Here is a 13,257-nt window from a genome sequence, read left to right as displayed (position 1 = left end):
CTGACCTGCGGCGGAGCACCCGGAACGGCTCTGTTCTCCATGATCATGCCGTTTCCAGGCCGTCGGGGGTCTGCGGGTCCTCGGCGAAGGCGTGGTCGATCGCGCGGCGGGTGCGGTCCTCGCTGGTCGGCAATAGGTGGGTGTAGATCCGGAGGGTGAAGCCTGGGTCGGCGTGCCCGAGGTACGCCGAGAGGGCCTTCACGCTTTCGCCGGCGTCGAGCAGGTCCGAGGCGTAGGTGTGCCGGAGCACGTGCATGCCGTTGTGCCGGTTGTCGGGGACGCCGGTTGCGCGGATGGCGGGCTTCCAGACGCCCGAGTTGAAGGCCGTTCGGCTCAGCGCCGTTCCGGCCGGGGTCGTCAGGTAGAGCGTCACGGTCCGCGGCTCGCCGGTCGAGGTGCCCCACGGAAGGGTGATGTCGACCGGCGGGTACTGCTTGGCGTGCTCGGCGAGTCGGCGTGACACCGACTCCGGTAGCGGAACGTCCCGCACCTTGCCGCCCTTGGGTAGCGCGAAGATCAGGCGCCCGCGCACGAGCTTGACCTGACGCGTCACGTGCAGGACGGGCCGGGCCGGGTCGATGTCGTCCGGGCTGACGCCGAAGATCTCACCCTGGCGCAGGCCGCAGCCGGCGCCCAGGTCGACGGTGACCCGGTAGCGGTCGGCCAGGGCGGCGCGGAAGCGGGCGCGTAGGTCGTTGGGCCACGGGACGACCTTGGGCGCTTGGTACTTCGGTGGCCGGATCGTCTTGACCGCGAACGGGTTGCTGACCACCTTCCGGTCATCGACGGCCGCGTTGAAGATCATGGAGACGTCGTTGAACAGGACTCGGCGGTAGCTGGCCGCCAGGCCCTTCGTTTGCAGCTGGTGTGCCCAGGCGCGGATGGTGGCGGGTTGGATGGCGGTGAGCGCCTGGTCCCCGAAGGCGGGGTAGACGTGGAGCCGGAACTCGTATTCGAGCCGGTCCCGGGTCAGCTCGTCGGTGGTTGCGGCGGCGAGCCAGTCGTCGGCGTAGCGCTTGAAGGTGATGCGCCCGGCGTCCGGGTCGACGTAGGTGCCCTTGAGGATGTAGGCCTGGACGCGGGCGAGGAACGCTTGCGCTTCCCGCTTCTTCTTGTCGGGGAACGACTGTGACTTCTCTTTGCCGTCTGGCGAGGTGTACCGGACCCGGTAGCGCATTCCCTGGCCGCATTCGGGTTTCGGTTCCTGGCGGGACTTGCCGTCCCGGCCGGTGACGGTGCGGTACCAGCGGTCGACGATGTGGGCCATGTCAGGCCGCCGTGGACTGGTCGGCGAACCAGGCGCGGACCGCGTCGGGGTCGTAGCGGAGGTGGCGGCCGACGCGGGCGGCGGGCGGTCCGTACTTGCGCTTGCGCCACTGGTAGAGCGTCTGGACGGGGACGCGCAGGTAGGCGGATACGTCTTCGATTTCCCACAGCGGTTCGGGGGCGGCAGGTGTGTTCATCGAGGCTCCTTTCGAGCGGTAGCGATGGGCGGATCAGGAAGGCATCCGGGAGCGTTCGGGCGAGGGCCGACGGCGGTGGTGTCGCTGTGGAGTTGTCAAGGAACGGGCTCACGAGGCGTTGACACGTACGTGTCAAGCGGCCAGGGATCGGGTGGCGGTGCGCTGCTGCGCCAGCTCGTCGGCCAGGGCGTCGAGGCCGGCGAGGTGTCGGGCGCGGGCCATGGCGGCGGCGGTGTTGGCCAGGAGGGCGTCGCCGCTGGTGATCCAACCGGTGGCGTGGTAACCGAGTTCGTAGATGACCTGCTCGGCTTGTTCGTCGTCCCAGGTGTGGGGGTGGCCTTCGGTGCGTCGCCAGATGGTGCGCTGGAAGCGGATGAAGCCGAGGGTGGCGGAGAAGGCGCGGCTCTTAGTGGTGATGTGGCCGCCGTAGCCGAACTGGTGCGCCCATCGGCGCAGCCGGGTGTAGTCGGGGTGCTCGCCGAGGTCCCAGCAGGCGCGGATGAGCCGCCCGAGGTGGGTGCGGGGGTCGCCGTGGACGTCGACGGAGAGGTCGTCGACGCGGCGCAGGTTCAGGCCGGTGACTTCGGTGCTCTTGGTGACGTACTTGGCGAGGTAGCCGGTGATCTGGGCGAGGTTGACTTCACCGCCGGGGGCGTTGACGTGCTTGATGTCCAGGCCCTTGTCGCCCCACGCGATGTGCCAGCCCTGCCCGTTGTTGGCCGGGTGCGGGGCGGAGGTGTAGGCCGTCTTGACGAAGGCGGCTTCGACGGCGTCAGCGAACATGTCGCGGGTGATGGCCGGCGGGGGCGGGACGATCGCGCCGGGGCAGTCCGGGTTCTCGCCGTCGAGGCGGATCAGGGCGTGGTAGTGGATGACGCCGCGTACCTGGAACTCGTAGACCTTGATGTAGCGGCGGCGCAGCTCGACGCCGTGGGCGCGGCCGAGGCGGCGTAGTTCGCGGTCGACCTGCTGGATGGTGCGGCGCCACAGTTCTGGTGCTTCGTGGTTCCAGACGACTTGGGCGGTGTGGTCGTAGCAGTCCAGGCACAGCGGCTGCCCGAGCTGCCCGTCACCGGCCTTGTGCCGGCCACCGCAGCGCAGGTCGACGCCGTGAGGGCAGGTGCGGCCGAACGGGTGGCAGACGGAGGCACGGCAGGTGCAGCCGTCCTTACGGCGGCAGTGCGCGGCGTGGACCTTGACGACCCGGTGGTGCACCGGCCCGAAGGACGGGGCGGTGGCGGTGAGGAAGATGGCGATGTGCTCGTGCAGCGGCGGCAGTCCCCACCGGTCGCCTTGGAGCCCTGCCTTGATGAGGTGGTAGGTGTCGCGGCGATAGACCTCGGCGCAGGACGGGCAGACGGCGGCGCGGCGGTTGCCGCACGGGGTGTAGATGGCGCCGTCGGGCATGTCCTCGGTGTCGATGGTGACCATGCGGTTGCCGTCGCGGTCGTTGACGTGGATCTGCCCGGCCAGCCGAATGGGGTGCTTGCACGCCGAGGCGGCGCGGACGTGGCCGAGCCAGTCCGGGTAGTGGGGGTCCTGAGCGCGGGCGCGGCCGGAGGCGACGGTGCGGGGGTCGTGCCCGCGTACCCAGCCGTCGTCGGCGGGGCGGGTGGAGGTGGGTGCAGCCCAGGGCCAGTAACCGGCGTCGGCGGAGGCTCCCGTACCCGGGACCGTGGTGGTCCCGGGTGCGAGAGGCAGCGTCGAGGAGGTCACGCGGTGGCTCCCACGGCAGTGCCGTTGTGCTGGTGGTCGTTGATGGTCGGTTGCGTGGTGAGGGCCGTCAGGAGGTCGGCGGCCGTGTGGGTGGGTACGCGCAGCCGGACGGCGAGCTGGCCCGGGTTAATCGGTTCACCGTGGGCCTTGGCGTGCGCGGCGGCGACGAGCCGGGCGTTCGACGTCGGCGGCGGCCGGCACGAGCCGTTGGAGGTGCGCTGGCCGCGGGTCCAGGCGATCGTCGACAAACTGGTGGCAGCAGGCGGGACCGTACTCCGGGTCGACGCACCGGACGGTGCCCCTGACCATGTGACGATGGCCGACCCAGAGGGCAACGAGTTCGACGTCCTTTAGGCCCGTTCGGCCGGGCAGCTGGCCAAGCCGTAGCCGTCGACAGCGTCACGCAGGTCCTGATACCGATGTGTCACGCAGGTCCCGAGACCGGACACCGAGAGTTGGAAATGTGATCCGACTGCTGATGTGCGACGCAGCTCCGCCAGTTGATGTGCGACAGATCCAGCAACCTAGGGGCGACAGGCTGGCCGCCGACGCAACGTCCTGTCATGCCGATGAGCGGATGCCGGATGCCGTACAGCTACAGGTGCCCCGTGTCGTTGAAGCTGACCAAGGTCGGCGGCCGGTCGGAATCCCACTGCACGATGGTGATCCCGCAGTTGGCCTGGTTGAGGCCGATCCACCGCCACTCCGGGGCGTCCAGCATGTGGCGGACGAACCACCCGATGACGAAGTTGTGCGTGATCAGCAGTTCGTGTCGGTCAGTGTCGCCGGCGACACCGAAGTGTGCGACAGCAGCCTGCAGGGCCTTCGCGTCTTCGTCGCGTTCGTCGTCGGGTACGCCGTCGAGCCAGGCATGCCACCGGTCCGGGTATCGGCCGCGTTGCCCGAGGGAGGGCACCGGCGTCCGGTCCGCTACAAAGTCGCACCCGTGTCGCGGCACCCGTGGGAGATGGCCGGCGACGATGTCGGCGGTCTGGGCCGCCCGGGCCAACGGGCTGTGGTGGATCGCCGAGAAAGGCACCATACCCAGCCGCCGGCCCAGCCGGTCCGCCTGCTCGCGACCGAGTTGCGAAAGGCCTCCGTCCGAAGCCGCTGGATCCTGTTCGCCGTGGCGGATGAGGTACAGCCGTGTACGAGCCATCGTGGGCCACCCTCCGGGTCCTTGTGCGACGAAGAGCACGATAGATCACGGAGGCACGGACGATGGGGCCGAGAACACGGCCAGGTGCACTCTTCTGGCCGCGATCAGCGCGCTGAGGTGTCGCAGATCAGTTGGCGGATGAGTGTCGCGCATCAGCCGACGGAGGACACCGAGAGTTGGAACGTCGTGTGAGAACTTTCTGTACGAGATCAAGGCGGCCCGCGTCGCGGGCCGCTCGCGCCGCCGAACCTGGGCCGGGCCGATGGCCCGCCGCCGCGCCTCTGGCCTTCGGCCGCCAGCGCGTCGGTGTTAGCCCGCCGGCGGCGCGACATACGACGAAGCCCCGGGCCGCCATGAGTACTGGCAGATCCGGGGCTTCGGTGTTGGGTCGGCACAAGGGCAGTGCCTCCGGCGGGGTCCTCGGGCACTCCGGGATGGTGGCGCCATCCCGACAACCTTCGTCCGGGCGGAGCCGAGCGGGTGGGGCCTGCCCGGTCAAGGTCGTTCAGCCGCAGGGTGCTCCACCTCGACCGGGCAGGCCCCACCCGCTCCACGGGTGTGCGGACGAAGGCCGACGGGATGGCTAGCAGGCACAGCGGGGGAGAGCTCGGGCGCGGTCTAGTTCCAGTGGCGGCCGACCGTGGCCATCCCTCCGGCGCCCCGCCGCCTATTCCACCATCTCTACCAGCCGCATCTTGACCAAGTCACGATGAGTGAGCTGGCTGCGAGGTCCGCCGTGCTGCTCGGGCATGCCGAGGTCGGCGTGGATGTAGAGCATCCGCAGGGTGCGCAGGGCGTTGGAGACGTGTGCCGGGGTGACGCCGCGGGTGAAGCGCTTGAGTTCCGTCTCGATCGGATCGAGCCATGCCACCGATTGTTGCGGAGAAAGCTCGGGGCGGGTGAGGGTCAGCGCAATCGAGCTAGCGAGACGATCGTCCTCGCGTTCGGCGTACACGTGGACGGTGGGGGCGAGAATCCGCGCAGCGGCGAGGTCCAGCATCGCTGCCGGGTCGACCTCGGGGTGGCGGCCGAGCGTACCGAGCAGGTCCGCGCCATGGGCGACCGCATGCAGCCAGCCCAGCTTGTCATCGTGGCCGCGCAGGTCCGTCTCGGCCGGGTACCAGCGTGCAAACGCCTCCTGCCAACTGGGGCGTAGGTCACCCCGGCTAACGATCATGTCGAGGACCAGTGGCGCAAACGTGCGGGCCTCAATGCGTGGGTTCGTGAAGCGCTCCGCCATGCGGTCGCCGAGCCAGGCTCGCCGTTGGCCGTCGATAACGTCGCGCGCGATCCAGGTGCGCAGCACCGCGTACGGCGTGCCGTCGCGCACCTGCGGGTCGGGGTCGCCCAAGCACATCGCGAGTTCGGCAGCCAGTTCGTCCAGGTCACCCTCGACCGGCGGAGCGCAGTCGCCGTTGTAGATCTTGTCCCAGTCAGTCACGGTGAGGCAGGCTACCGCGACCGAGCCGGGCCGACCAGTGGTTGCAAGATCATTGGGTACAGATCCACTACAACTGAGAGCGACCGGTAGTGGTGAAGCGTTGGCAAGTTTTGACAGACTTCCCGCTGGTGGCAGCGCCGATCAGTCAGATTGATGATGTTCCCTCGCTACGGTGGGTGTATGGGGTTCAAATCCCCTCTGCGCCACCAGTACCGGCGTTGAACGACCGGAACGGCGCCGGCGGGTGGGCCGCGGGTACAGCAGCGATGTACAGCAACCGACGACACCAAGCCGAACCCGGGTGGCCACCATCAGGCCGTCAACCAGCGGTGCGAGCCGAACCGGACCCTACTGCCGATCTCTGGGGGACAAGTGGTCCTCGCGACGACGACGGAGCCCAAGATCATGCCGTCTACAGGCCGTCTGAGGTGAACCAGCGGTGACCAACGACGACGAATAACGGCAGGTCCCGGCGCAGGTCAGCGGCCTTTCGGTCCCGTTGGCGGTGGTATGCCGATCACCGTTCACATTGCAACGCCAAGTGAGCGCCGTGAGCGTGCAGTGACTCGATCGGGACAGCGCCGAGCGTCAGGCTCCGATCTCAGCCACCATCGTGTCCGCGTCCTCGAACGACTCGACCGTGCGGAACCCTTCGGCGGCGTACAGCCTCGCGGCGAAGTTCGCCCGCTCCACGCTCAGTGACACCGTGGGGATGCCACGTTCTCGTGCGGCGTCCAGGACAGCGCGCAGGAGCGCCCGGCCCACACCACGGCCTCGCCAGGTTCCCACCACGCCGATGGTCAGCTCTGGCACGTCGTCACCCACGTACCCGTAGCCCGGATCGGCGGCGGTCAGGTATCGGCACCAGGCTGCGCCGACCGGCCGGTCGGCCGGGTCCACGGCGACCAGGCCGAAGTCGTTCGGCCGCGGCCAACCGGCGACGTAGTGAGCCAGCTCGGGGTCGGCCATGATCTGCTCGCGGGACCAGTTGCGCTCCGGCAGCCAGTTCACGGCCTCCACAAGCCTGTCGACCAGGAAGTCGTAGTCGGCCTGGGTGGCGGCGCGGATGCCGAAGTCGGTCACCGCCGAAGCCTCGCACACAAGATCGGCATCACCAAGATCATGCCGTCTCCAGGCCGGCCGACGCGGACCGACGCCACGTGGCCTTCGCGCAACGGGAAGGTGGGGGTCAGACGGTGAAGTCCGGGGGCGCACTCTCACCGACGCGACCATCGACCGCTTCACGGAGGATGTCGGCATGGCCGGTGTGCCGTGCGTACTCCTCCACCATGTCCAGCAGCATGGCGCGCACGGAGGGTGTGCGACCGTCCGGCCAGGTGAAGGACGCCGCTCCGTCGAGCCCGCGCTCCCTGATCACGTCGTCGACGACCGTCCGCGACCGCGCGACCGCCTCCCGCCACAGCGCGTGGACGTCGTCCGGAGCATCCAGCGCCCCCGTGCGCCATTCCCAGTCGGGATCGGCGTCGAAATCCACGGCGTCCCACGGCGCTCCGTAGTCGAGCCCGGCGAGTTTGACCGCCAGCCAGTCCGCTTCGACCAGGGCCATGTGCTTGACGAGACCACCGAGCGTCATGGCACTGGCCGCCGTGGTCGCACGCAGACCTTCCGCGTCGAGCCCCGACGTCTTCCAGGCGAAGGTCCGGCGGTTGCGGTCGAGGACGGACAGCAGGGCCTCGGCCTCGGTGGGCGCTACGGACGGGGAAGGCTCGGGTGCCGTCTCACTCATGGGCGGGAGCTTAGCCAGCCCGCTCGATCATTGCTGTCCTCGCCACCTGCCCCAGGTCCCACGGCGTCACCGGCCTGGGGAGGGGGGGACAGGCATGCCCGGGACAATGGGCCGGTGAACATCACCCGGCTCATCACCCTGGAGGACGCGCCGGCCCTGGCCGAGCTGCTCCGCGCCAATCGGGAGTTCCTCGCGCCGTGGGACCCGGTCCGGAGCGAGGACTACTTCACGGCGGCCGGTCAGCACGCCGTCATCGAGGCCGATCTCCAGCAGCACGCGCAGGGCTCGAAGCTGCCGCACGTCATCCTCGACGACTCCGGCGCCGTGATCGGCCGGATCACCCTCAACGGCATCGTGCGCGGCCCGTTCCAGTCGTGCGCCATGGGCTACTGGGTGAGCGCCAGCCACAATGGTCGAGGGTTCGCGACCAGGGCGGTGCGCGAGATCGTGCGGGTGGCCTTCGAGGAGTTGGGGCTGCACCGGGTGCAGGCGGAGACCCTGCTGCACAACGTCAGGTCGCAGGCGGTGCTGGAACGCAACGGGTTCGTGCGGTTCGGCATGGCGCCGGAGTACCTCAACATCGCCGGCCGCTGGCAGGATCACGCCATGTTCCAGGTCGTGAACCCCTCCCCGGCCACCAGCTGACGAGACCGCCCGTGGCGGGGCCGCTGACGCGGTCCACGTCGGTGGCCGCGCCGATCCGCCGCTCGCTGAGATCGTGGAGAGTTGCCGTCCGGTGGGAACGGCAACTCTCCAAGATCCAGAACGGGGAGCGTCAGTACGCGTAGGTGACCGAAATCGTGGTGGCGGGGCAGTTGTTCGCCCAGCTGGTCAGGGCGCTCTTCTCGGCGCTGTCCACGGTGAGCCGCCACCGCAGCTTCACCGCGACCCACTCACCGATGTAGCGGCAGCGGGCGGAGGCGTACGACGGCAGCCAGGTGGCCGGGTCCTGGTCGCCCTTGGCCTGGTTGACGTTGTCGGTGACCGCGGCCAGCGCGCGGGAGTCGCCCAGGTCGTTCGCGTACGCCTGGCGGCGGCTGGTGGTCCAGTTGCGGGCGCCGGAGTCCCAGGCCTCGGCGAGCGGGACCATGTGGTCGATGTCGAGGTCGCCGGTGAGGGTCCAGTAGGTGTTGTCGTAGTAGGAGTACCAGCGGCCGCCGGAGAGGGTGCAGGTGCCGCTGATCGTGGGCTTGGTGGTGGCCTCGGTGTAGAGGACCTCGTTGCGGGTGTTGCAGCCGTCACCGTCGGCGTCGATCCAGTGTGGGAAGAGGTCGCGGCTGTAGCCGGTGCGGACTTCGGTGGCCACGGGAAGGCCGGCGACGGCCGTGGTGAGCGGGGCGGAGTAGCCGGCGGCCGAGGTGGGCGGGGTGGGGCCGAGGGTGGCGGCCAGGATCGCGGCGAGGCTGATGGCCGTGGCGCGCAGCGTGGGGTTCATGGGACTCCGTCCGGATGGGATTGCCAGGTGGTGGCATCCATATAGACAGAGATAGAAGTAACGGTCTAGATCAAGTTCGGTGAACAGTGGACGACCGGAAACCGGACGGACGCCGCTTCCCGCATCGAACCGGGCGAGTCGCCGAGCGGTCAGGTGTGTGCCGCCGCGCCAGGGGTGGTAGTCGCGGGGGCAGCGGCGGAACGAGGGGGGAGGACCGGTGGACTCGTACCCCGCGGTCGAGGACCACGGCCTGATCGGCGACCTGCAGACGGGCTGGCAGCACCTCATCCGGACGGTGGACTGGCTCTGCGCGCACTGGGACCAGCCCGACGACGGGATCTGGGAGACGCAGGTCGGTCGCCAGGACTTCACCTACGGGCGCCTGATGTCCTGGGTGGCGCTCGACCGGCCGTCCGGCTGGCCCAACGGCACGGGCGCCCCGGCGACGTCGGCCGGTGGACGGAGGCCCGGAACCGCATCTACGAGCAAATCATGTCCCGCGGCTACCACCCGCGACGGCGGGCCTTCGTCCAGCACTACGACACCGACGTGCTCGACGCGGCGCTGCTCGCCATGCCCTCGCTCGGCTTCGCCGCGCCGACCGACCCGATGTAGCAGTCGACGCTGCGGGCCGTCGACGCCGACCTCGTCTCCGACAGCCTGGTCTACCGGTACAACCCGGGCGCCACCACGGACGGCCTCTCCGGTGGGGAGAGCACCTTCACCATGTGCACCTTCTGGTCCGTCCAGGCCCTGGCCGAGTCCGGCCGGCTCGACGACGCGCAACTGACCTTCGAGAAGATGCTGACCTACCGCAGCCAGCTCGGCCTGTACTCGGAGGAGATCGCCCCGACCGGGGAGCAGGCCGGCGACTTCCCGCAGGCGTTCAGCCATCTGTCCCTCATCAGCACCGCGTCGATCCTCGACCGGCTCCTCGACGCCCAGGGCTGACCGGGAAACCCGCTGTGCGACCGGGCCCGGCCCGCTACGGTGACCGGAGTACGGGTTACCGGCCCGGCCCGGGCGGGTAAGCGCCCCCGGCCCGCAGCGCGTGCCGCGGTCGCCGTCCACGGCGGCGCAGCCCGAGAGATGCGGCTGTGACGTCCGAGGACGAGCATGGGGGTACGACGAAAGGGGCGGAGATGACCGACGACATCGCTTCGAAGGTTCCGCCGGACCCGGCCCCGGTGCTGAGCGCGCCGGCGGGTCCACCGCAGGTCGGGCCGCCGAGCAGCCTGGACCTGTGGGCCCGGGCGCAGACGCTGCACCGTTGCTTCGGCGACGACGACGGCGAACCGCACATCATGCGCGGCCTGGACTGAGGCCCCGCCCCACCGCAGGCGCCCCCGGGCCGGGCGCCCGGATCCGCGCGTCGGCGACCCCCTGAGGGGCGGCGTCCCGACAATGGACGGACCGGCCCGGGCCCCCGATCAGCCGTTCAACCGGGCCGTACGCGCGTGCACGTAGCGCTGCTGGACCAGGTTCATCGACCGGCGGGCCGCCGCCAGGCACCCCGGAGACCAACCTAGGGCGGATCAGTCGACCCGGCCGGAGGCGAGCAGCGCGGCGGTGGGCAGCGCCAGGCTGCCGTCGGCCTGCCGGTGGGGAGCGGCGAGCCGGTCGTACTCCCGGCGGACGCGCTCGCGCGCGGCCGGCGGCTGCCGTTCCAGGACGAAGCCGATGGTGCTGATGCCGGCGGCCGGGCCCGCCCACCAGTCCTCCGGGTCGGTGCGGTGCGCCCAGGTCAGTGTCATGCAGCGGACCTCGGCCAGCCCGGCTGCGGCCAGCAGCCCGGCGAGGCCCGCCTCGGTGCGGGGGAAGTCCCGCTCGGGCGCGACCCGGGGCAGGTCGGGCGGTGTCGCGACGCCGGCCGCGGCGAGGGCTTCGCCCCAGAGCCGTTGCAGCGGCGGCTGCGGGGACGGCCAGACGGTCACCGCGGCCCGGCCGCCGGGGCGCACCACCCGGCGCAGCTCGGCCACGCCGACGGCCGGATCGCCGACGTGGTTGAGCACGAAGTTCGCCACCGCCGCGTCGAAGGTGCCGGTCGGGAACGGCAGGCGCGGCAACGCCGCGGCGTGCACCTCGGCGCCGGGCGCGGCCCGCCGGGCCGCGTCGAGCATGCCGGGCTCCGCGTCGACCGCCACCACCTCGGCGCCGCGGGCCAGGGCGGCCGCCGCGACGGTGCCCGGTCCGGTGCCCACGTCGATCACCCGCCGTCCGGCCCGCACGCCCGCCGCGTCCAGCAGCGCCTGCGCCGGGTACGCGCAGAGCCGGCCGAAGCTGCGCGCGTACGCCTCGGCGCGGCCCGCCCACCGGGACCGTTCGTGTGCGTCGAACTCGGTGTCGATCATCGCCGCAGCGTAGCGGTGACCGGGGGTGCGGGGCGGCCCTACAGTGGCCGCATGACAACAGTGCTCGTGACGCTGGCGGTGGTGGCCGCGGTCGTGGCCGTGGTGGTGGTGTTCGTCTCCTGGCGGGACCGGCAGCGGCGGGCCTTTGAGGAGGATCCGGAGGCGGTCCGGGCGGCCAGGGCGGAGCAGCACCGGCGGGCGGCCGAGCGGGAGCACGTGCAGCACGACGGCTGGAACAACGGCGGCCACGGCTTCACCGGCTGACGCCGTGCGGCGCGGCACCGGCACGCAGCGGTTGCTGGGCCCGTGGCTACCGTTCACCGCTCCCGACTGAACGAAGGCCGGCACGCACACGTGATCCCCGGTGGGCATCAACGACGCACGGTCGGGGTACTGCGCTGGCACAGCGAATCAGCCGGGAGGCAACGGTGGGGGAGAACGCGGGACGTCGGCGGCCGGGGCCGCTCGCCGGGCTGCTGGTCGCCGTGGTCGTGGCGGCCGGCTGCATGGGCGGCGGGCTGGACCAGGGCGAGCCGGAGCAGCCCCGCCCGCGGCAGAGCGGCCAGCCGGCCTCCCCCGGAGCCGACGCCACCCGGGCCGAAGGCACCACCAGCGTCGCGGAGTTCAAGCAGGACTTCTCCGACGCGGTCGGCATCGCCCAGCGCTACTGGGCGGCGCAGTTCCGGGCCTCCGGCAAGCAGTTCGCGCCGATCCGGCGGGTCGTGCCGTACACGCGGTCCGGCGAGGTGTCCTGCGGCGGCCAGGGCCTGCCCCGCAACAACGCGGTCTACTGCTCGGCCGGCGACTTCATCGCCTACGACGTGAACTGGTCGGTGGGGGCGTTCCGGCAGGTCGGCGACGCCTTCCTGTTCTACCTGCTCGGCCACGAGTACGCCCACGGCGTCCAGGTCCGCCTCGGCATCCGCTACAACTTCACCATCCAGCAGGAGCTGCAGGCCGACTGCATGGCCGGGGCGTACATCGGCGACAACGTGCGCTCGGGGACGCTGACCCTGGCCGAGGGTGACCTGGACGAGTTCCGGGAGGGGCTGCTGGCGGTCGGCGACGACCCGGACCAGCCCTGGTTCGCCGAGGGCTCGCACGGCACCGCCGAGCAGCGCAGCGACTCGTTCTTCCGCGGCTACGAGAATTCCCTGGACGCCTGCGGCCTGGGCTGATGCCGCAGGTCACCCCCGCCGGGGACGGTGACCGGCCGGCGGGGCGCGGCTGAGAGGATCGGCGGGTACCCGCACCCGAGGAGGCCCCCGCTGAGCAGCACACATCCCGCCGCCGTGCTCTTCGACATGGACGGCACCCTGGTCGACAGCGAGAAGCTCTGGGACGTCGCGTTGCAGGAGCTCGCCGCAATCTACGGGGGGACCCTCTCCGAGGACGCGCGCCGGGCGATCATCGGCACCAGCATGGCCGTCTCGATGCGCACCGTGCACGACGACCTCGGCCAGCCGGAGCGGGACCCGCAGGCCAGCGCCGACTGGATCAACGCCCGGATCCTGGAGCTGTTCCGCGACGGGCTGCGCTGGCGGCCCGGGGCGCTGGCCCTGCTGCGCGCGGTCCGCGCCGCGGGCATCCCCACCGCCCTGGTCACCTCCAGCACCCGGCCGCTGGTCGAGGTCGCCCTCGACACCCTGGGCCGGGACAGCTTCGACGCGGTGGTCTGCGGCGACGAGGTCGAGGCGGCGAAGCCGCACCCGGAGCCGTACCTGACCGCGGCGCGGCTGCTCGGTGTGCCGATCGAGCGGTGCGTGGCGATCGAGGACTCGCCGACCGGAGTGGCCAGCGCCCTCGCGGCCGGGGCCGCCGTGCTGGCCGTACCCGCCGAGGTGCCGCTGCCGCCGGCCGACGGCGTACACCAGTTGGCGAGCCTGACCGCGGCGGACCTGGAGTTGCTCTCGGCCCTGCTCGGCGAACGCCCCGCCTGACCGGT

General features: G+C 71.0%; 15 protein-coding genes and 1 pseudogene. 7 read left to right on the top strand and 9 right to left on the bottom strand.

All coding sequences use genetic code 11. The features are described from left to right. Nucleotides 1-43 precede the first annotated feature (43 nt). From ABZS80_RS19920 to ABZS80_RS19910, 3 genes are all read right to left on the bottom strand, one after another. Nucleotides 44-1,267: a site-specific integrase gene (locus tag ABZS80_RS19920; protein ID WP_355057789.1), complete on the bottom strand. Its 1,224-nt coding sequence runs from the start codon at nucleotides 1,265-1,267 to the stop codon at nucleotides 44-46. A 1-nt stretch (nucleotide 1,268) separates the two neighbouring features. Next, nucleotides 1,269-1,463, bottom strand: a complete 195-nt coding sequence (locus ABZS80_RS19915; protein ID WP_355057787.1) for a helix-turn-helix domain-containing protein — start codon at nucleotides 1,461-1,463, stop codon at nucleotides 1,269-1,271. 132 nt (nucleotides 1,464-1,595) lie between these two features. After that, nucleotides 1,596-3,179, bottom strand: a complete 1,584-nt coding sequence (locus tag ABZS80_RS19910) for a replication initiator (protein ID WP_355057785.1) — start codon at nucleotides 3,177-3,179, stop codon at nucleotides 1,596-1,598. 42 nt (nucleotides 3,180-3,221) lie between these two features. Between ABZS80_RS19910 and ABZS80_RS19905 the strand changes: the two genes are divergently transcribed. Then, nucleotides 3,222-3,533, top strand: a complete 312-nt coding sequence (locus tag ABZS80_RS19905) for a VOC family protein (RefSeq protein ID WP_355057991.1) — start codon at nucleotides 3,222-3,224, stop codon at nucleotides 3,531-3,533. 241 nt (nucleotides 3,534-3,774) lie between these two features. On the opposite strand, the gene ABZS80_RS19900 is transcribed toward ABZS80_RS19905, so the two are convergent. The 4 genes from ABZS80_RS19900 to ABZS80_RS19885 all read right to left on the bottom strand — a co-directional run bounded on the left by ABZS80_RS19900 (nucleotide 3,775) and on the right by ABZS80_RS19885 (nucleotide 7,526). After that, nucleotides 3,775-4,338: a histidine phosphatase family protein gene (locus ABZS80_RS19900; protein ID WP_355057783.1), complete on the bottom strand. Its 564-nt coding sequence runs from the start codon at nucleotides 4,336-4,338 to the stop codon at nucleotides 3,775-3,777. Between the two features lie 667 nt (nucleotides 4,339-5,005). Then, complete coding sequence (locus ABZS80_RS19895) at nucleotides 5,006-5,779, bottom strand: DUF2785 domain-containing protein (protein ID WP_355057782.1); 774 nt, start codon at nucleotides 5,777-5,779, stop codon at nucleotides 5,006-5,008. Nucleotides 5,780-6,367: 588 nt separating this feature from the next. Next, nucleotides 6,368-6,862 (bottom strand): GNAT family N-acetyltransferase, encoded by a 495-nt coding sequence (locus ABZS80_RS19890; RefSeq protein WP_355057780.1) that lies wholly within the window; start codon nucleotides 6,860-6,862, stop codon nucleotides 6,368-6,370. 106 nt (nucleotides 6,863-6,968) lie between these two features. Continuing rightward, on the bottom strand, nucleotides 6,969-7,526 hold the full coding sequence (locus ABZS80_RS19885) for a DinB family protein (RefSeq protein ID WP_355057778.1): 558 nt from the start codon (nucleotides 7,524-7,526) through the stop codon (nucleotides 6,969-6,971). A gap of 114 nt (nucleotides 7,527-7,640) precedes the next feature. On the opposite strand from ABZS80_RS19885, the gene ABZS80_RS19880 reads away from it, so the two are divergent. Next, nucleotides 7,641-8,171, top strand: a complete 531-nt coding sequence (locus tag ABZS80_RS19880) for a GNAT family protein (RefSeq protein ID WP_355057776.1) — start codon at nucleotides 7,641-7,643, stop codon at nucleotides 8,169-8,171. A 130-nt stretch (nucleotides 8,172-8,301) separates the two neighbouring features. Here the strand turns inward: ABZS80_RS19880 and ABZS80_RS19875 are convergent, their stop codons facing one another. Beyond that, nucleotides 8,302-8,961, bottom strand: a complete 660-nt coding sequence (locus ABZS80_RS19875) for an HNH endonuclease family protein (RefSeq protein WP_355057774.1) — start codon at nucleotides 8,959-8,961, stop codon at nucleotides 8,302-8,304. A 274-nt stretch (nucleotides 8,962-9,235) separates the two neighbouring features. On the opposite strand from ABZS80_RS19875, the pseudogene ABZS80_RS19870 reads away from it, so the two are divergent. Further along, nucleotides 9,236-9,912 (top strand): annotated as a pseudogene (locus tag ABZS80_RS19870) (glycoside hydrolase family 15 protein); the annotation flags it as partial. A 191-nt stretch (nucleotides 9,913-10,103) separates the two neighbouring features. Then, on the top strand, nucleotides 10,104-10,283 hold the full coding sequence (locus ABZS80_RS19865; protein WP_151462895.1) for a hypothetical protein: 180 nt from the start codon (nucleotides 10,104-10,106) through the stop codon (nucleotides 10,281-10,283). 213 nt (nucleotides 10,284-10,496) lie between these two features. On the opposite strand, the gene ABZS80_RS19860 is transcribed toward ABZS80_RS19865, so the two are convergent. Further along, nucleotides 10,497-11,312 (bottom strand): methyltransferase domain-containing protein, encoded by an 816-nt coding sequence (locus ABZS80_RS19860; protein ID WP_355057772.1) that lies wholly within the window; start codon nucleotides 11,310-11,312, stop codon nucleotides 10,497-10,499. 51 nt (nucleotides 11,313-11,363) lie between these two features. Here ABZS80_RS19860 and ABZS80_RS19855 point away from each other — a divergent pair, with 51 nt between their 5' ends. From ABZS80_RS19855 to ABZS80_RS19845, 3 genes are all read left to right on the top strand, one after another. Continuing rightward, a complete protein-coding gene (locus ABZS80_RS19855; RefSeq protein WP_355057770.1) occupies nucleotides 11,364-11,576 on the top strand; it encodes a hypothetical protein in 213 nt (70 codons plus the stop codon). A 164-nt stretch (nucleotides 11,577-11,740) separates the two neighbouring features. Then, the gene (locus ABZS80_RS19850; RefSeq protein WP_355057769.1) at nucleotides 11,741-12,490 is read left to right on the top strand and encodes a neutral zinc metallopeptidase; all 750 of its coding nucleotides are present in this window, start codon (nucleotides 11,741-11,743) and stop codon (nucleotides 12,488-12,490) included. A gap of 114 nt (nucleotides 12,491-12,604) precedes the next feature. Then, nucleotides 12,605-13,252 (top strand): HAD family phosphatase, encoded by a 648-nt coding sequence (locus ABZS80_RS19845; RefSeq protein ID WP_355057767.1) that lies wholly within the window; start codon nucleotides 12,605-12,607, stop codon nucleotides 13,250-13,252. Nucleotides 13,253-13,257 lie beyond the last annotated feature (5 nt).

The sequence above is a fragment of the Micromonospora sp. NPDC005305 genome (assembly GCF_040607315.1).
Taxonomy (GTDB): Bacteria; Actinomycetota; Actinomycetes; order Mycobacteriales; family Micromonosporaceae; genus Micromonospora.
The sequence above is the reverse complement of the archived record's forward strand: the minus strand, read 5'-3'. Positions and strand labels throughout refer to the sequence as shown.